This window comes from Actinomadura fibrosa (genome assembly GCF_900659615.1).
Taxonomy (GTDB): domain Bacteria; phylum Actinomycetota; class Actinomycetes; order Streptosporangiales; family Streptosporangiaceae; genus Spirillospora; species Spirillospora fibrosa.
Genome location: NZ_CAACUY010000187.1, coordinates 1 through 18,109, shown reverse-complemented (window position 1 = coordinate 18,109; position 18,109 = coordinate 1). Strand labels below are relative to the sequence as shown.

Genomic DNA, 18,109 nt, shown 5'->3' with positions numbered 1-18,109 from the left:
ATGATGGCCGGGTTCTCGCCGCCGAGGTAGATCTCGGCGCCCGGGTGCGCCTTCCGCACCGCCGGGATCTCGGTGCCGCGGAGCCGTCCGCCCTGCGCTCCGACGTCCAGATCGAGGCGTGGCTGCTGGACGTCCGCCGCGCGTTCCACGCGGGCGACCGCTCGAAGGCGCGCCGCTCGCTGGACCGCGCGCTGCGCCTCGGCGAGCGCGAGCGGACGCGGCTGCCGTTCGCCCTGGCGCGGCGCTGGCTGCTGCCCGCGCTGGACGCCGACCCGGAGCTGTTCCGGCAGCACCGGAGGCTGATCGAGCCGATCGGCCTCCCGGCGGGGAACAGGGCGTCCGGGGACGCGGGCGCCCCGCCGGGCGCCCCGGCCGTCTTCGGCCGGCTGAGCGCGCGGGAGCGGGAGGTGCTGTCCCTGCTGGCCGGGATGCGGACGACCGAGGAGATCGCCGCGGAGATGTACGTCTCGGTGAACACGGTGAAGACGCACCTGAAGAGCATCTACCGCAAGCTGGCCGTGACGCGGCGCGGCGAGGCGGTCCGCCGCGCGCAGCGCCTGCGGCTCATCTGAGGGACTCGTTCGAGGGGCTGATCTGAGGGGCTTGTCGTAGGAGGGACGGGCGCGGCTACAGGATGCCGAGCTCCCGGGCGCGGTGCAGCGCCTGCTGGCGGGTGGAGGCGCCGAGCTTGCGGTAGATCGCCCGCGTGTGGGTCTTGACCGTGTTGGTGGAGACGTAGAGCTCGTCGGCGATCTCGCGCATGGACAGCTCGGCCGGCAGCAGGCGGAGGACCTCGTGCTCGCGCCCCGTCAGCGACTCGGGGACCCGGGCGGCGGGCGGCGGGCCGGCCGGCGGGGCCTCCAGCCGGTCGAGGAGGGCGCGGAACCGCGGCCCCTCGTCCGGTTCCGCGGCGAGGAGGCGCCGCGCCTCGGCCAGGAGCTTCCGGGCGGCGGAGTGGTCGCCCGACTCCGCCGTCGTCCGGGCGGCGGCGAGGAGGAGGTCCAGGGTGGTCCAGGTGGTGAGGCCGAGCCGGCGCCGGCGGATCCGCAGCGCCTCCTCCAGGACCTCGCGGGCGCGCGCGTACATGCCTTCGCGGGCGAGCGCGAGCCCGAAGGCCGTGCTCGCGGGCGTGCCGAGCGGCGACTCCAGCAGCCCGTGCTCGCGGAGGAGCTTGTAGGCCGACCTCGCGAGGCGGCCCGACTCCGCCCCCTGCCCCAGCTCGCCCAGCGTGAGGGAGAGCCCGGCGAGCGCCAGCAGCCGGAGCAGCGGCGGTTCCGTCTCGTCCTGCGCGGCCGTCTTCAGCGGCCCGAGCGCTCCTTCGAGGTCCCCGGCCAGGTAGCGCGCGTATCCGAGGATGGTCAGGGCGCGGACGCTCCACTCCGAGGTCGGGTCGGGCGCGAGCGCGGCGGCCGTGGCCGCCGCGTGGGCGAGCTCGGGCACGCTTCCGCCGCCATGGAGCGCCTTCACCAGCGCCACCGCGAACTTCGCCGAGGGCGAGCCGTCCGGGAGGCGGCCCTCCTCCGGCAGTCCCTCGGCCGTCCGCAGCCAGCGCCGCGTCCCCATCCGGTCGCCGGACGTCGAGTGCGCCCAGGCCGCGCAGATCGCGAGGGCGGCGCTCTGGGAGACGCGCGGTTCGCCGATGGCCGCCAGCCAGCCCCGCACCAGGTCCGAACGTCCGGCGGAGATGAAGTCCATGTAGTGGCGCGCGAGGAGGTCGCCGCCGGTGCGGGTGTCGCCGCCCGCCAGCGCGTGGTCGAGGGCGCTGCGGATCATGCCGTGCCGCGCGTACCAGGCGCTGGCCCGCAGATGCAGCGCGGCGACCATGCTCTCGTCGTCGCGGCTCAGCTCGCAGCGCAGGGCCTCCCGGAACAGCCGGTGGTAGCGGTACCCCGCCCGGTGGTCGTCGAGCGGCACGAGGAACAGGCCGGCCCGCTCCATCTCCTCCAGCCGGCGGGCCGCGTCCGGCAGCCCCGTGACCTCCTGGCAGACGGCGGCCGAGAGCTCGTCGAGGATCGACGTCCGGAGCAGGAACGCGCGCGCGTCCGGGGCGAGGCTCCGCAGGACCTCCTCGTCGACGTACTCGGCGACCTCGCGGTTGGCGCCCGTGAAGCCGCTGACGAAGGCGGCGGGGTCCGCCGCCTCGCGCAGGCCCAGCGCCGCGAGGCGGACCGCGATCGGCCAGCCCTCGGTCCGCTCGGCGAGGATCTCCACGTCGGCGTCGCGCAGCAGGATGCCCGCCGTCTCGCGGACCATGGCCCGCACCTCCTCGCCGCTCATGCGCAGCTCGCCCATGCGCAGCTCACGCGTCTCGCCGGACGCGCGGTACCGCGTGAGCGGGAAGGCCGGCCGGGTGCGGCCGACCATCGCGATCTGGACGGTGGGCGGCAGCCGGTCGACGAACGTCCCGAGCTGCCGCTGGCACTCCGGGTCGCGGAGCACGTGGTGGTCGTCGAGGACGAGCAGGAGCGGCCCCGGATGGGCGGCCAGCGCGCTGAGCAGCAGCGGCAGCACGTCCTCTCCGGCGAATCCCGGTTCCCGGGTCAGGGCGGAGAGCCGGTCGCCGTCGAGGCCGGGGACCTTCCGGGCCAGCGCCGCCACGATCGCCGTCCACAGCGGGCCGGGCTCGTCGTCGGCCTCGCGCAGCGACAGCCAGGCGAACGTCCGGGGATCCGCCGCCAGCCGCGACCACATGGCGGCGACCGTCGACTTGCCGTATCCGGCGGGGGCGGTGATGAGGATGATCCGGGCCGCTCTGGTAGCGGAGAGTGACCGGAGCAGAGCGGAACGGGGGATGAGACCGGGGCGCGGGACGGGTGGAAGAGTGCGGGAAGCGTCGAACGGAGGCGTGGGTGAAGACGTCCGGCGACCGGGAGGTACCCCGCGGCTTCGACGTCCATACCATGGACGCACCTGGCGCATCTCGGGCACCTCCGAAGGCGCTGGACCGCGGCGCCGCCATCGGCGAGGGAGCAAGGTCCATTCCTTCCTGAGCCACATCCTATGTCCAGATTCACGATCGTCGAATGGCCGGATGGTGACAAGGGGTGACGATCATCCGTGGCCGGCGGGCGGCACTTTTCCGGCCCGCCGCCGTCCGGTCCCTCATCCGGTTCGGGTGATGGCGGCCTTCGCGGCGCTTCCGACACTGGGCTCGGTGATCGGGATGGGGAGAGCGTCGTGGACGGACGGCAGGCGGACGTGGGAGCCGGCACGGGCGAGCGCGCGGACGAAGCCCGCGCGGACTACGCCGGCGCGGTGTACGGGTCGCTGCTGGCGGCGTCGGTGGTGGTGGGGGCGAGCCCCCGCCACGACCCGTCTCCCGCCGGCGCGCTCGCCGGGCTGCTGCTCGCCACCGGCTGCGTCTTCTGGCTGGCGCACCTGTACGCGAGCCTGGCCGGCGACCGGCAGCGGAACGTGCGGCTGAGCTGGATGGAGGTCCGGTCGGTGGGACGGCGCGAGTGGCCGCTCGCGCAGGCCGCCGTCCCGCCGGCGGCGGCCGCCGCGTGCTGCCTGGTGCTCGGCCTGTCCGACGCCGCGGCGTCCTGGACGGCCCTGCTCGTGGCCCTGGGCGGGCAGGTCGGCTGGGCCGTGGTCGCGGGCACCCGGTCCGACGCGGCGGCCTACCTCATCGTGACGTCCGCGGTCGTCAACCTGCTCCTCGGCCTGCTCATCGTCGCCCTCAAGGTCGCGCTCGGGCACTGAGCCGTCCGTTTGGGCACCGAGCCGTCCGCTCGCGCACCGAGCCGCGCTCAGGCGGGCCGCCCTTGTTCCGCGGCCTTCTTCTCGGCGTGCCGGATCCAGAGGGTCAGGCCGATCCCCAGGATCCCCCAGGTGATGAGCCACAGCCCGAGGACCCAGGTGAGGGCCACGAGCGTGATGTCGGGGTAGGCGAGCACGACGACCCCCGCCAGGGCGGAGAACACCGCGAAGGCGAGCGCGCCGTTCCGGCCGGGGCGTTCCTTGTCCGACAGCACGACGAAGAACTCGATCAGGCCCCCGATCAGCCAGAACAGCCCGAAGAGCAGCGCCATCACCGTGACGGTCTGGAGCAGGTGGCGCAGCGCCAGGACCCCGATGGCGATCGACAGCACGCCGAGGATGGCGAAGAGGACGCGCGCGCCCCCGCCGGCGTCCGCGACGACGGCCTGGGCCAGGCGGACGATGCCGCTGACGATGAGCTGCACCCCGAACAGGACGGCGACGACGCCGATGGTGGCCTCGGGCCAGGTCACGATGACGATGCCCAGCAGCAGGGAGACCGCTCCGACGGTGAGGGCCAGGGCGTAGCCGCCTTCGGTGAGGCGTGTGAGCAGTGTCCGGTCGGCCGCCGGGGAGGCGGCCGTTCCGGTGGCGCCGGCGGCCGTACCGGCGCCGGTGCTCGGTGACGTCGATGACATGGTGGTCCCTCTCCGTTGTCGGCGAGGCCGGCCAGGGGGCGGGCGGCGGTGCCCGTCCGCCGCTGGTTCGCCGTTCTCGCCGCACATGGTGCGCCCGTCCGCCGCGGGCGGCGTCACCCGTCCGAGGTGATGTGAGGAGGCGGCGGCGATGATGGCATCACCCCGTGCGAGACACGTCCGGACGCCATCCGCGAACACGGCCGCGAGCGCGGCGGCACCTCGCGGCGCGGCTCTGCCTCCTGTCCGCGGCCGCCGCCGTCGTGACGCCGCTGGCCGCGGCCGGGTTCCGGGCCCTGACGCTGCTGCTCCTCGGCGCCGCCGGGATCGCCGTCACCGCGGCGGCGCTGTGGTGGGCGCTGTCGCGGCGCGGCGCGGCCCGGATCCCGGCCGCCGCGCTGGCCGTCGCCGCACCGGTCGCCGTCCTGCTCCGCTACGTGGTGCTGGGGCTGCTGTGGGCCGTGCTGCTCACCGCCGCGCTCTGGGCGCTGGCGGTGCTGTTCGGGAGGGCCGCCCTGCGGGCGGGCGACCGGGCGCAGGGGCCCGTGGAGTACGCGTCCCCGCCCCCGGCGCGGCCGTTCCTCATCATGAACCCGCGCTCGGGCGGCGGGAAGGTCGGCGCGTTCCGCCTCGACGAGAGGGCGAAGGACCTCGGGGCGGACGTCGCGATGCTCGACCCGGACGCCCCGGTGAACGTCGTCGAGCTCGCGGAGAGCGCGGTGGACGGCGGCGCCGACCTGCTCGGGGTCGCCGGCGGCGACGGCACGCAGGCACTGGTCGCCGAGGTCGCCGCACGGCACGGCGTGCCGTTCATGGTGATCCCGGCGGGCACCCGCAACCACTTCGCCCTGGACCTCGGCCTCGACCGCGACGACCCGGCGCTGTCCCTGGACGCCCTGGCCGACGGCGTCGAGACGCGCGTGGACCTCGGTCTCGCCGGGGGCCGCGTCTTCGTCAACAACGCGTCGTTCGGCGCCTACGCGGCCGTGGTGCAGAGCCCGGAGTACCGGGACGGGAAGGTCCGCACCACGCTCGACCTGCTGCCCGGCCTGCTGGCCCGGCACCGGAGCCCGCTCCTGACCGTCCGGGCGGGGCCGGTCGCGATCGCCGGCCCGCAGGCCGTGCTGGTGAGCAACAACCCCTACCAGGGCGGCGACCTCGCGGGCCTCGGGCGCCGCGAGCGGCTGGACACCGGCGTCCTCGGCGTCCTCGGCGTCCGGGTCGACAACGCCGCGCAGGCCGCCCGGCTGGTCCTCGGCGGGCGGGGCCGCCGCGGCCTCACCGCGCTGACCGCCCGCGAGGTCGTCGTCGACGCCGACGTCCCCGAGATCCCGGTCGGGGTCGACGGCGAGGCCCTCACCATGCGGGTGCCCGTGACCTGCGAGATCCGGCCGGGCGCCCTCCGCGTGCGGGTGCCGCGCCGGCGCCGCGCCGCACCGCCGGCGAAGCCGCCGCTGGACTGGCGCGAGCTCGGTCGGCTCGCCTTCACGCGCGGTGCCGCGGGACGGCCGGCACCGCCCGTTGAGGCCAAAGGGGCACCGTCCGTCGAAGGTAAAGCGGGACCGCCCGCCGAAGGTAGAGCGGCACCGCCCGCCGAGGGTGATGCGGGACCGCGTCCGGGGACCGACGCTGGCCCGGGTACCCGTGCAGACCTGGAGGGATGACCGGAGATGGCCGACGAGAGAGCCGAGCGCATCGCGGAGTTCGTCAAGCCGCTGCGGGTCGCGCCCGGGCTGAAGGTGAACCTCGCCCGCGACTTCGACCCGTCCGCCAAGGCGAGCGCTCTGAAAAAGAAGAAGGACGGGGAGGAGATCCTGCGCGTAGGCACCGAACTGCTCGCCGACTACCAGCGCAGGCTGGCCGCCCAGAACACGTGGGGCGTGCTGGTGTGCCTCCAGGCGCTGGACGCGGGCGGCAAGGACGGCACGATCCGGCACGTGATGAGCGGCGTGAACCCGCAGGGCGTGCACGTCGCGAACTTCCGGGTCCCCTCGTCCGAGGAGATCGACCACGACTACCTGTGGCGCTACGCGCAGCGGCTGCCCCGGCGCGGGGAGATCGGCATCTTCAACCGCTCCCACTACGAGGAGGTCCTGGTGGTGCGGGTGCATCCCGACAACCTCGACCGGCAGCGGCTCCCGAAGGAGGCGAAGGGCGAGGACGTGTGGGAGCGCCGCTACCGTGAGATCAACAACTGGGAGCGGTACCTGACCGACAACGGGTTCAGGGTCGTCAAGATGTTCCTCAACCTGTCGAGGGAGGAGCAGCGCGTCCGCTTCCTGAAGCGCATCGACGTGCCGGAGTGCAACTGGAAGTTCTCGGCGTCCGACGCCCGCGAGCGCGCCCACTGGGACGACTACCAGCGCGCGTTCTCGCGGATGCTCTCGTCCACCAGCACGGAGTGGGCGCCCTGGTACGTCATCCCGGCGGACCGGAAGTGGTACGCGCGCGTCTGCGCGAGCGCGGTCCTCGCGCACACGCTGATCGGCCTCGATCCCCGCTATCCGAAGGTGAGCGAGCAGGGCCGCCGCGACCTCGCCGAGGCCAGGCGGGAGCTGCTGAAACAGGCGCCTCCCGGGGTCCCGCCCGACCCGTACGCGACGGCGGCCGCCGCGAAGGACGGGAAGGACGCGAAGGACGGGAAGGACGGGAAGCGCGCCCGGAGCGGGAAGGGCGAGCGGGCGAAGCGGGGGCGGTCGCGATGACCGCGGGGACGGACGCCCGCCGCGCCGGGGCCGCGGCCGGCGACTGGTTCGCGCGGACCCCGGAGCAGGTCGCCTCCGCCTTCGAGGTCGACCCGGAGGTCGGCCTGGACGCGAAGCGGGTGGCGGCGCTCCTGGAGGAGAACGGCCCGAACGCGCTGCCGGAGGAGGAGCCGGAACCGGGCTGGCGCCGGTTCCTCGCCCAGTACCGCAGCTACATGCAGGTCATCCTCGTCGCCGCGGCCGCGGTGTCCCTCGTGATCGGGGAGGTGGCGACGGCCGTCCTGCTGATGGTCCTGACCGTCCTGAACGCGGTCATCGGGATGCGGCAGGAGGGCAAGGCGCAGAGCGCCATGAACGCCCTGCGGTCGATGATGAAGGCGACCGCCCGCGTCCGCCGGGACGGGATCGAGTCGGAGATCCCGGCGGAGCAGGTCGTCCCCGGCGACGTCGTGCTGATCAGCGCGGGCGACGAGGTCCCCGCGGACGGCCGCGTCATCGCCGCCAGCGCCCTCCAGATCGACGAGTCGGCGCTGACGGGGGAGAGCGCGCCCGCCGCCAAGGACGCCGCGACGCTGCCGGCGGGCTCCCCGGGCCCCGGCGACCAGGCGAACATGGCGTTCATGAACACCCCGGTCACGCACGGCAGCGGGACCGTGCTGGTGACCGCCACCGGGTCTGCCACCGAGCTCGGGAAGATCTCCGGGATGCTCTCCGCCACGCCCCGCGAGGAGTCGCCGCTGACCCGGGAGCTCGACCGGCTGACGCTGTGGATCGCCGCGGCGGCGGGCCTGACGATGGTCGTGATGTTCGTGCTCGGCCGCGGCCGCGGGGAGGCGTGGGACTCCCTGTTCGTCGCCGCGGTCTCGCTGGCGATCGCCGCCGTCCCCGAGGCGCTGCCCACGGTGACCCAGACGATCCTGTCGATCGGCGGCGTCCGGCTCGCCGAGCGGAACGCGATCGTCAAGGACCTGCCCTCGGTCGAGACCCTCGGGTTCACCTCGGCGATCAACTCCGACAAGACCGGCACGCTGACGATGAACCAGATGACCGCCGTCGAGGTGGTGGACCCTGTCGACCGCTACACGATCTCCGGGACCGGCTACGGGCTGGACGGCGCGGTCCACCACGTCGCGGGCGGCACGGCGTCCATCGAGGACGCGATCCTGCCGTACCTGGTCGCCAACGACGCGAAGCTCGTGGACGGCAGGGTCGTCGGCGACCCCACCGAAGGGGCGCTGCTCGTCCTCGCGCACAAGGCGGGCCTGGACGTCGACGCGACCCACGAGCGGCTGCCGCGCCTCGCCACGCTGCCGTTCGACCCCTCGTACAAGCTGATGGCGACCTTCAACGCGGCGACCGGCGCGGACGGCCGCGAGATCGTCCGGTGCTTCGTCAAGGGCGCGGCGCCGGCGGTGATCGACCGCGCGGCCACGGCCCTCGCGGGCGGCGCGGTCATCCCCTGGGACGCGGCGCTCGCCGAGCGGGCGCAGGAGCACATCGACCGCATGGGCGGCGCGGGGGAGCGCGTCATGGCCGCGGCGGTGCGCGACCTCGACCCGGCCGTGTTCGACCCGGACGGGGACCTGCTCGGCTACGTCACCGAGCTGCGGATGACGAGCCTCGTCGGCATGGTCGACCCGCCGCGGCCCGAGTCGCGGTCCGCCGTCGCCGACGCGCAGGCGGCGCACATCCGCGTCCGGATGGTGACCGGCGACGACGTCGTCACCGGCGCGGCCATCGCCGCGCAGGTCGGCATCCCCGGCGAGGCGGTCCTCGGCGCCGACTTCGCCGCCCTCACCGAGGAGGAGCGCCTCGCCCGCATCGACGGCATCGGCGTGGTGGGGCGGGTCGCGCCCGAGCACAAGGTCCTGCTCGCCGACACGCTGAAGAAGAAGGGCGACGTCGTCGCGATGACCGGGGACGGCGTCAACGACGCGCCCGCCATCAAGGCGGCCGACATCGGCATCGCGATGGGCTCCGGGACGGAGGTCGCGAAGAACGCGGGCCGCATGGTCCTGTCGGACGACGACTTCGCCACGATCGTGTTCGCGGTCGAGCAGGGCCGGAAGATCTACGACAACCTCACCAAGTACATCCGGTTCGTCTTGGTGCTGCTGGTCGTGTTCGTCCTGACGTTCCTCGGCGCGTCGGTGTTCAACATCGCGGCGGGGGAGCCGTTCAACCCCGCCCAGGTCCTGTGGATCCACTTCGTCGTGAACGCCGCGTTCGGCTTCGCGCTCGGCTTCGACCGCGAGACGCCCGACCTCATGGGGCGCCGCCCCCGCCCGCGCGGCGAACCGGTCCTGACGGCCGGGGTCATGGTCACGGTCGGGCTCGCGGGCCTCGCGATCACCGTCGGCCTGCTCTCGATGATCAAGGTGGGGGAGACCGTCTTCGACAGCGCCGCCGTCGGCAACTCCATCGCGTTCACGGCCTTCGCCCTCTGCCTGATCGTCGCGGCGCTGGAGTGCCGCGACGAGACCGCGACGGTGCTCACCACCGCCAGCTTCGACAGCAGGCAGATGAACCGGGCGGTGCTCGGCGAGTTCGCGCTCGCGGTCGCGGCCGTGCAGATGGACGTCTTCCACCGCCTGCTCGGCACGACCGCGCTCGACGTCCGCCAGTTCGGATGGGCGCTTGTGCCCCCGCTGGCGCTGCTGGCACTGTGGGAGCTCGGCAAGCTCGTGGCCAGGCGCTCGTCCGCCGCCGCGACCTGATCAGGTTCCGGGGCGGGTCCCATGTCGGTGTTCGATGCGGTGCCCGGCGTTCGCGCGATCGCCGGGTACCGGCGCGCGTGGCTCGTCAAGGATGTGGTGGCGGGCGTCGTGCTCACCACCCTGCTCGTGCCGCAGGGCATGGCCTACGCCGAGCTCGCCGGGCTGCCGCCGATCACGGGCCTCTACACCTCGATCCTCTGCCTGCTCGGCTACGCGGTGTCCGGGCCGTCGCGGATCCTCGTCCTCGGCCCCGACTCCTCGCTCGGCCCGATGATCGCGGCGACGATCGTCCCGCTGGTGGCGGCGGACGGCGATCCGGACCGCGCGGTCGCGCTGGCGTCGATGCTCGCGATCCTGGTCGCCGCCATCATGATCGCCGCGTCGGCCGCCCGGCTCGGCTTCGTCGCCGACCTGATCTCCAAGCCCACCATGATCGGCTACATGAACGGGCTGGCCCTCACGATCCTCGTCGGGCAGCTCCCGAAGCTGTTCGGCTTCAAGGTCGACGCCGACGGCCTGCTGGGTGAGGCCAGGGGCTTCGCCGAGGGCCTCGCGGACGGGAGGACCGTCGGCGCCGCGGCCGCCGTCGGGATCACCGGCGTCGCCGTCGTGCTGGTCCTCCAGCGCCGGCTGCCGAAGGTACCGGCCGTCCTCGTCATGGTGCTCCTGGCGATGGCCGCGTCCGGGCTCCTGGACCTGGACGACCACGGCGTGGACACGGTCGGCGTGCTCCCCAAGGGCTTCCCCGCGCCGGCCGTCCCGGACGTCCGCGCGCACGACATCGTCCTGCTCCTCGCCGGCGCGGCGGGCATCGCCCTGGTCTCCCTCGCCGACACGATCTCCACCGCGTCGGCGTTCGCGGCCCGCACCGGGCAGCAGGTCCGCGGCGACCAGGAGATGGCCGGCATCGGCGTCGCGAACCTCGCGGCGGGCCTGTTCCAGGGCTTCCCCGTCAGCACCAGCGGCTCCCGGACGGCCGTGGCCGCGCGGTCGGGCGCGAAGACCCAGCTCACCGGCGTCGTCGGCGCCGCGCTGATCACCCTCATGATCGTCCTGGTGCCGGGCCTGTTCCGCGCCCTGCCGCAGCCCGCGCTGGCCGCCGTCGTCATCACCGCGTCGCTGTCGCTCGCCGACCTGCCGGGCACGGTGCGGCTGTGGCGGCAGCGCCGGGCGGAGTTCCTCCTCGCGGTCGCCGCCTTCCTCGGCGTCGCCCTGCTCGGCGTGCTCGAAGGCATCGCGATCGCCGTCGCGCTGTCCATCCTCAACGTCTTCCGCCGCGCCTGGTGGCCCTACGAGACCGTCCTCGGCCGCGTGGACGGCCTGGAGGGCTACCACGACGTCCGCTCCTACCCGGACGCCGCCCACCTGCCCGGCCTCGTCATCTACCGCTTCGACGCCCCGCTGTTCTTCGCCAACGCCAGGACGTTCCGGGACGAGATCCTGAAGCTGGCCCGCGCCGACCCGCCCCCGGCCTGGATCGTCATCGCCGCCGAACCGATGACCGACGTCGACACCACCGCGTCCGACATGCTCCAGGACCTCGACGAGGATCTCAACGCCGGCGGCGTCAGCCTCGTCTTCGCCGAGCTGAAGGACCCGGTCCGGCGCAAGATCGAACGCTACGGCCTCACCCGCACCATCGACCCCCGCCACTTCTTCCCCACCATCGAGGCCGCGGTCGCCGCCTTCCGCGCCGAGACCGGCGCGGACTGGCTCGCGCCCGGTGACGCCCGGGACCCGGAGCGCCCCCGCACGCGCCCGGGCCCCGGGGCGTCCTAGACGGACGCTCCGACGCGCAGCGCCCCGAGCGCGTAGTCGAAGGTCTGAAGGTCCGCCTGGATGCTCCTGTTCCGCCCGAGAGGCCCACCCTCGGCGGACCTCGCGGCGGTCATCGTCAGGCGGAGCGCTTGCAGCGCGGCGAGCGTGTCGTCGACGCGGAGGCTCTCCTCCTCCGTTGGCGCGGTCCCGCGCAGCAGGTAGAGCCGCTGGTTGAGGTCGTCCGTGCGGTGCTGGAGGTCGATCCAGCGGGCGTCGGTCTCGGGACCGGGGCCGAGCAGCATCGCGGCGCGGATGGCGTCGCGGAGGGCGGCGCCCTGCGCGCAGGTCTCGGTGACCTTGGCGTTCCAGCTGCCCTCCTTCGCCGAGCGCTTGCGCGTCGTGTACACGAGCCAGGCGATCAGGCCGGCCACCACGGCGGCGAACAGCAGCCAGAGCCACACCAGCGAGGACGTGCCGCTCTCGTCGGGGGCCTGCGAGCTTGCACCGGCCGGCAGGGCGGGTTCCGTCTCGGTCTTGGTGGCCGTGGCCGTGGCCGTCCGCGTCTCGCGCTCGGTGACGGCCTCGGTGGGGGCCGGTTCCACGGTCCTCGTGACGGTCGTCTCGGACGGGCGGGACTCCGGCGTCCGGGTGCCGGTGTCGCGTTCCTCCGGGGTCCTGGTGCGTTCGGGGGGCGCGCTGGCGGTGCGGTCGCCGGACCGGTCGAGACTCCTCGTCGAGGTCGGCGACTCGGCGGACGGCCCGCCGCCCCCGTCCGCGCATCCGGCCGCGAGGCCCGTCGTCGCCAGCATCACGGCGACCGCCATCGAGACGAATCCGTGCCTCATCTACCCGTCACCTCCAGGTCGGGACGCGGCTTCCGCGTCGTCCGCAGCGTGCCGCGGCGGGACCCTGCGGGGCATCACCCGGGACGAGTGACCGGAGACCGCCCGGCCCGCTGACCTGCGCGCGCGTCCGGGGCGCGGCTAGCCGGCGGGAGCCGGCCGGGCGGCGCGGACGCGCTTCCAGCCGAGGTCGAGCGCGACGCTCAGCCCGAGGATGACGAGCAGCGCGACCATCGACGCGCGCTCGTGGACCAGCGTCGAGAACACGAACGTCAGCAGGACGCCTCCCGCCGAGGCGATCGCGAGCACGAGCAGGGCGGTGCGGGCACCGGTCTCGCCGCGGACGCGGAAGTGCGCGGCGGTGATGAGCGTGAAGATGAGCAGGGCCACGGCGCTGCCGATCGAGGCGATGGCGTCCAGCTTGAACACGACGGCGAGGACCAGGCACGCCGCGGTCTGGACCAGCAGCCCGGCGGACGCCCGGCCGCCGAACCGGCGCGCCATCAGCGCGGGGAACTGGCCGGTCTCGGCGAGCCGCTCCGAGAGGCCGGCCGCCGGGTAGAGGCCGGCGTTGGTCGCCCCGGCGGTGGAGAACAGCGCCGTGACGCTCATCAGCCAGTAGCCGGCCCGGCCGAGGGACGGCTCGGCGGCCACCGCCAGCGCCGTCCCGCCGGACGAGACCACCGTGTCGACGGTGAGCGTGCCGAAGACGCCGAGGGCGATGGCGACGTAGACGGCGGTCGCGATCCCGAGCGCCAGGTACATCGCGCGGGGGAGCTCGCGGGACGGGGCGGCGAGGTCCTTGGCGGTGAACGTGATGATCCCGAAGCCGAGGAACGCGAAGAACGTCAGCGCGACGCTGGAGACGATGTCGCGCAGCGAGGGGTAGCCCGAGAAGGCCAGCAGGGACGGCTTCATGTCGGCGATCGTGACGGCCGCGAACACCACGAGGATGCCGAGCACGACGTAGACGATCACGGTCTGGGCGCGCGCGACCAGCGCGGAGCCGACGATGTTGACGGCGGTCATCACGAGGATGACCGCCGCGGCGAAGACCTTGGCCCAGGCGCCGCTCCCATCGGTGAACATGTCGCTCGCGTAGCTGCCGAACGACACCGCCACCATCGCGGTCACGATGGCGTTGGCCGAGTACGTCAGCCATGCGGTGACGCCGGTCAGGTGGCCGTCGCCGAACCCCTTCGCGACGTACTCCAGGAGCCCCCCGGCGGACGGGTAGCGGGCGCCGAGCCGCGCGAAGGAGTAGCCCTGGAGGACGGCGATGATCCCCGCGATCAGGAAGGACAGCCACACCGCGGCGCCTGCCACCTCCCCCGCGGCGCCGAGCAGGGCGAAGATGCCCGCCCCGACCATCGACCCGACGCCGATGAACGCGGCCTGGCGGACCGTCAGGTGCCCGTCCGGGGGCGCGGTCTGCGTCATCGTCACCCCTCCCGTCAGCGGTAGGGCGGCACGGCCGCCGGGCGGGTCATGTGGCGGCGCTGCGCCAGGTAGACGGGGACGCCGAGGAGCATCGCCCCGCCGGCGAGGAAGAACGGCGCCCAGTAGGTCCAGAAGCCGTGCCCGGTGTTGCGCGAGTACCAGATGAACAGGATCGCGAAGGCGAGGGACACGGCGGCGACCACCGTGTCGCGGACGAACCGCGGCGTCTCCAGCGCCCGGTGGTCGGCGAGGCGCCACCTCAGCTGGGCCAGCGCCGAGAACCCGTAGGGGATCGCGGCGGTGATGCCGGTCATCAGGACCAGGGTGGTGAACGCCGTCGAGCCGGCCGAGCCGAGATAGTTGACGACCATCGCGACCGAGGCGAGCACGGTGGACGCGACGATGCCGAACGCGGGCACCCCGGTGCTCGACAGCCGCTGGAACCGCTCGGGGAACAGGCCGTCCCGCGCGGCGGCGAGGGGCATCTCGGCGCAGATCATCGTCCAGCCGTTGAGGGCGCCGAAGCCGGAGACGATGACGGCGAGCGCCATGACGTTCCCGGCCCAGGTGCCGCCGAAGATCTCGTTGGCGGCGTCGGAGAACGGCGCGGTCGCGTCGGCGAGCGCCGCCGCCGGGAGGATGCCGAACACGGCGATGAGCGACAGCAGGTACACGGCGGACGTGGCGAGCGTGCCGAGGACCGTGGCGCGGGGGATGTTGCGGTCGGGGTCGCGGACCTTGGCCGCCGCCACCGCGGCGGTCTCGACGCCGAGGTAGCTGAACAGGGCGATCGCCATCCCGCCGCCGACGGCGGAGACCGCGCTCTCGCCGCTGACGTTCCACGGCGTGTAGTTGGCGCTCTGGACGAACAGCAGCCCGACCGTCGACATGAACGCCAGCACGGCGAACTTCAGCACGGTCGTGACCACCTGGACCGAGCCCGTGTTCTTCACGCCGGTGAGGTTGACCGCGGCCGGCACCCACAGCCCGACCAGCACGAGCAGGATGGAGGCGAACCGGTCGTGGCCCTTGTTGACGAAGTGCTCGACGTACAGGACCCAGCCCACGGCGATCGCGGCGTTGCCCGCCCAGACGGTGATCCAGTACGACCAGGCGTTGGCGAAGCCGAGCCGGTTGCCGTACGCGGCGCGCGCGTAGGCGTACGGGCCGCCGTCCGCGGGCAGCCGCCGCGACAGCGCGGCGAACAGCAGGGCGAGCACGAGCGCGCCGACGGTGGTGAGCGCCATCGACACGAGGCTGATCGGGCCGTACTCGGCGAGCGAGGTCGGCAGGTTGAACACGCCGACGCCGATGATGCTCCCCACGATCAGCGCCATCGCGGTCGTGAGGCCGAACCGCCGCGGCGGCGCCTCGTCCGGCCGTTCGCCCGCGGGATCGGCGGCGCCTCCGGAGATGTCCACGTGGTCGGTCACGTCCGTCCCTTTCGGATCATGCCCGCTGCGGAGCGGGGGACGCCGCCCGCCGCCGGGCGGCCTTGCGGATCTCGGCGGCGACGACGATCGAGAGCGCCGTGCCGGCGCAGACCGCCCACTGCCGGCCGTCCAGTCCGGTGGTGTCGAGGAGCCTCTGGAGCGGTTCGAGCGCGGTGGTGAGCAGGAGCGTCACGACGGAGGCCCCGGTCGCGAGGTTGAGCTTGCGGTCGGCGAAGGTGTCGAGGCTGAACACGGTGCGCCGCTCGTCCTTGGTGGCGATCGAGAAGAACAGCGCGTAGAGCGAGAACGTGACGACGCCCATGGTGTGCGCGACCGCCGCGTCGTGGTGCTGCTCGGCCCAGCTCGTGACGCCGAGGGTGCCCGCGCCCATGATCAGGCCGACGGTGACCAGCCAGGCCATCAGGCCGCGGGTCAGGATGGGCCGGTCCGGCGGGCGGGGCCCGCGGTCCATCAGGCCGGGCGAGGGCTCCCCGTAGCCCAGCCCGACCGCCTGGAACAGCAGGGTCGTGAAGTTGATCCACAGCGTCTGGAGCGGCAGGAACGGCACGCCGCCCGTGATGTTGACGACGCTGGCGCCGAGGAACGACGCGATGAAGCCGAACAGGCAGCCCATCTGGAACCGGATGTACTTGGTGAGGTTGTCGTAGAGCCCCCGGCCGAGCTCGACGGCCTTGACGATCGTGGAGAAGTCGTCGTCGGTGAGGATCATCACCGCGGCCTCCTTGGTGACCTCGGTGCCGGTGACGCCCATCGCGATGCCGATGTCGGCCCGCTTGAGCGCGGGCGCGTCGTTGACGCCGTCGCCGGTCATCGCCACGATCTGGCCGCGCCGCTCCAGCAGGTCGACCAGGCGGACCTTGTGCTCCGGGGTCACGCGCGCGATGACGCCGACGCCGTCGATCCGCTCCAGCGCCTCGGCGTCGCTCATGGCCCCGAACTCGGCGCCGGTGATGACCTCGCCCTCGATGCCCAGCTGGCGCGCGATCGCCGCGGCGGTGACGGCGTGGTCCCCGGTGATCATCCGGACCCGGATGCCCGCCCGGGCCGCGGTCGCGATGGACGACCGCGCGGCGGGACGCGGCGGGTCCACGATCCCGACCAGCGACAGCAGCTCCAGGTCGGTCACGAGCGGCAGCAGGTCGGCGCCGGGGTCGAACGCCGCCGGGTCGAGGTCCCGGCGCGCCGTCGCCATCACCCGCAGGCCCTGCTCGCCGAGCCGCCGGTTCTCCGCCGTGTAGAGCCGCTCGGCCTCCCCGTCCAGCTTGACCGGCCCGGCGTCCGCGTCGAGGACGGTCGCGGCGCGCGCGAGGAGCTGGTCGGGCGCGCCCTTGACGTAGCAGCGCACGACGTCCCGGCCCGCCTCGTCCTTCATCGCGTGGAAGGTGGCCATCAGCTTGTAGGCCGCGTCGAACGGCAGCTCCGCGACGCGCGGGTAGGCCTCGCGCGTGGAGACGGCGTCGATCCCGCCCTTGGCCGCGAGCGCGACGAGCGCGCCCTCGGTCGGATCGCCGATCAGCCCGCCGCCGCCGATCACCGCGTCCGAGGCCAGGACCAGCGGCAGCAGGAACGGGTCCAGCGGGACCACCGGCTGCCCCGCGACACGGTTGATCGCGCCCTCGGCCGCGTAGCCCTGCCCCTCGATCGCGTAGCGGCGGCCCACGACCGCCATCTGCACGGCGGTCATCTGGTTGAGCGTGAGCGTGCCGGTCTTGTCGGAGTTGATCGCGGACGTGGAGCCGAGCGTCTCCGTCGACTGCATCCGCTTCATGATCGCGCCCGCCTTCGCGAGCGCCTGCGTGCCGTAGGCGAGGATCGTGGTGACGACCGCCGGGAGGTTCTCGGGCAGGGCGCCGATGGCGAACGCCACGGCGGCGTTGAAGACCGCCGTGAAGGTGTCGCCCCGGGCCAGGTTCAGGACCGCCGAGATGGCCAGCGCGACCCCGGCGATCCAGAAGATCTGCCTGGTCAGCGTGTCGAGCTGCCGGGTGAGCGGCGTCTTGGCCGCCTTCTCCGCGCGGAGCAGGCCCGAGATGTGCCCGACCTCGGTCGCCATCCCGGTCGCGGTGACGACGAACTCGCCCGAGCCGCGGGTGACGTTGGTGTTCATGTACACCATGCCGGAGCGGTCCCCGAGCGGCGTGTCCGCGTCGCCGGCCGGCTCGGTGCCCTTGAGGACGGGCAGGCTCTCGCCCGTCAGCGCGGACTCCGCCACCTCCAGCGTCGCCGCCCGCAGCAGCCGCCCGTCGGCGGGCACGATGTCGCCCGCCTCGACCATGACCACGTCCCCGGGCACCAGCCGCTCGGCGGGGACGAGCAGCGTCGCGCCGTCCCGCCGGACCCGGGCCCGCACGATCATCATCTTCTGCAGGGCGGCGACGGCCGCGGCCGCCTTGCCCTCCTGGTGCAGGCCGAGGACCGCGTTGAACAGCGTCAGGAAGAGCAGCAGCAGGCCCGTGCCCCACTCCTTCAGCGGGTAGAGGCTCCCGATGCCCGCCACCAGCAGGACGACCTGCATCGGGTCGGCGTACTGCCGGGCGAACGCGCGCCAGCGCGGTTCCGCCTCGCCCGCCGCGAACGCGTTCGGCCCGTACTTCCCGGCCCGGGACTCCGCCTCGGCCGAGTCGAGCCCGCGGCGCTCGTCGACGTCCTGCATCCGCAGCACCTGCCCGGCGGGCAGCGTGTGCCAGGCGGTCCCGCCGCTCTCCGGGCCGCCGGCGGGGGCGGCGGACGCCTCGGCCGGCCTCGTCATCGGGCCCCCTCGGTGCCGGGGCCGGAGGCCGGCCTCTCGCGCGGGACGGC

At 73.9% G+C, this 18,109-nt stretch carries 12 protein-coding genes; 6 read left to right on the top strand and 6 right to left on the bottom strand.

The genetic code is table 11. The features are described 5' to 3' along the window. The coding region (locus E1300_RS37010; RefSeq protein WP_131761778.1) for a response regulator transcription factor at nt 1-572 on the top strand (572 nt) is incomplete at its 5' end. A 55-nt stretch (nt 573-627) separates the two neighbouring features. Here the strand turns inward: E1300_RS37010 and E1300_RS37005 are convergent. Beyond that, complete coding sequence (locus E1300_RS37005) at nt 628-2,691, bottom strand: winged helix-turn-helix domain-containing protein (RefSeq protein WP_131761777.1); 2,064 nt, start codon at nt 2,689-2,691, stop codon at nt 628-630. A gap of 486 nt (nt 2,692-3,177) precedes the next feature. Between E1300_RS37005 and E1300_RS37000 the strand changes: the two genes are divergently transcribed. Further along, complete coding sequence (locus E1300_RS37000; RefSeq protein WP_207400160.1) at nt 3,178-3,702, top strand: hypothetical protein; 525 nt, start codon at nt 3,178-3,180, stop codon at nt 3,700-3,702. 47 nt (nt 3,703-3,749) lie between these two features. On the opposite strand, the gene E1300_RS36995 is transcribed toward E1300_RS37000, so the two are convergent. After that, nucleotides 3,750-4,397, bottom strand: coding sequence for an HdeD family acid-resistance protein (locus E1300_RS36995; RefSeq protein WP_165503157.1), 648 nt, complete (start codon nt 4,395-4,397; stop codon nt 3,750-3,752). A gap of 164 nt (nt 4,398-4,561) precedes the next feature. Here E1300_RS36995 and E1300_RS36990 point away from each other — a divergent pair, with 164 nt between their 5' ends. The 4 genes from E1300_RS36990 to E1300_RS36975 are packed head-to-tail and all read left to right on the top strand — an operon-like array spanning nt 4,562 to nt 11,595. Next, a complete protein-coding gene (locus E1300_RS36990) occupies nt 4,562-6,058 on the top strand; it encodes a diacylglycerol/lipid kinase family protein (protein ID WP_131761775.1) in 1,497 nt (498 codons plus the stop codon). Nucleotides 6,059-6,064: 6 nt separating this feature from the next. Next, a complete protein-coding gene (locus E1300_RS36985; protein ID WP_131761774.1) occupies nt 6,065-7,099 on the top strand; it encodes a PPK2 family polyphosphate kinase in 1,035 nt (344 codons plus the stop codon). After that, a complete protein-coding gene (locus tag E1300_RS53615; RefSeq protein ID WP_131761773.1) occupies nt 7,096-9,816 on the top strand; it encodes a cation-translocating P-type ATPase in 2,721 nt (906 codons plus the stop codon). The genes E1300_RS36985 and E1300_RS53615 overlap by 4 nt, the downstream gene beginning before the upstream one ends. A gap of 21 nt (nt 9,817-9,837) precedes the next feature. Next, complete coding sequence (locus E1300_RS36975; RefSeq protein ID WP_131761772.1) at nt 9,838-11,595, top strand: SulP family inorganic anion transporter; 1,758 nt, start codon at nt 9,838-9,840, stop codon at nt 11,593-11,595. On the opposite strand, the gene E1300_RS36970 is transcribed toward E1300_RS36975, so the two are convergent. The 4 genes from E1300_RS36970 to E1300_RS36955 all read right to left on the bottom strand — a co-directional run bounded on the left by E1300_RS36970 (nt 11,592) and on the right by E1300_RS36955 (nt 18,059). Next, nucleotides 11,592-12,419: a hypothetical protein gene (locus tag E1300_RS36970; protein ID WP_131761771.1), complete on the bottom strand. Its 828-nt coding sequence runs from the start codon at nt 12,417-12,419 to the stop codon at nt 11,592-11,594. The two genes, E1300_RS36975 and E1300_RS36970, sit on opposite strands and share 4 nt — an antisense overlap. A gap of 138 nt (nt 12,420-12,557) precedes the next feature. Continuing rightward, nucleotides 12,558-13,856 carry an APC family permease gene (locus E1300_RS36965; protein WP_131761770.1) on the bottom strand — a complete coding sequence of 433 codons (1,299 nt, stop codon included), beginning with the start codon at nt 13,854-13,856 and terminating at the stop codon, nt 12,558-12,560. Nucleotides 13,857-13,870: 14 nt separating this feature from the next. Next, complete coding sequence (locus E1300_RS36960) at nt 13,871-15,289, bottom strand: APC family permease (protein ID WP_207400159.1); 1,419 nt, start codon at nt 15,287-15,289, stop codon at nt 13,871-13,873. A gap of 16 nt (nt 15,290-15,305) precedes the next feature. Next, entirely contained in the window at nt 15,306-18,059 is a 2,754-nt protein-coding gene (locus tag E1300_RS36955; RefSeq protein ID WP_131761769.1) for a cation-translocating P-type ATPase, read from the bottom strand. Nucleotides 18,060-18,109: the final 50 nt, after the last annotated feature.

Excerpts from the sequence above, each read along its gene's own strand:
- E1300_RS37005 (WP_131761777.1), bottom strand. The coding sequence starts at position 2,691 with ATGTGGTCGCGGCTGGCGGCGGATCCCCGGACGTTCGCCTGGCTGTCG.
- E1300_RS36995 (WP_165503157.1), bottom strand. The coding sequence starts at position 4,397 with ATGTCATCGACGTCACCGAGCACCGGCGCCGGTACGGCCGCCGGCGCC.
- E1300_RS36985 (WP_131761774.1), top strand. The coding sequence starts at position 6,065 with ATGGCCGACGAGAGAGCCGAGCGCATCGCGGAGTTCGTCAAGCCGCTG.
- E1300_RS53615 (WP_131761773.1), top strand. The coding sequence starts at position 7,096 with ATGACCGCGGGGACGGACGCCCGCCGCGCCGGGGCCGCGGCCGGCGAC.
- E1300_RS36975 (WP_131761772.1), top strand. The coding sequence starts at position 9,838 with ATGTCGGTGTTCGATGCGGTGCCCGGCGTTCGCGCGATCGCCGGGTAC.
- E1300_RS36970 (WP_131761771.1), bottom strand. The coding sequence starts at position 12,419 with ATGAGGCACGGATTCGTCTCGATGGCGGTCGCCGTGATGCTGGCGACG.
- E1300_RS36965 (WP_131761770.1), bottom strand. The coding sequence starts at position 13,856 with ATGACGCAGACCGCGCCCCCGGACGGGCACCTGACGGTCCGCCAGGCC.
- E1300_RS36955 (WP_131761769.1), bottom strand. The coding sequence starts at position 18,059 with ATGACGAGGCCGGCCGAGGCGTCCGCCGCCCCCGCCGGCGGCCCGGAG.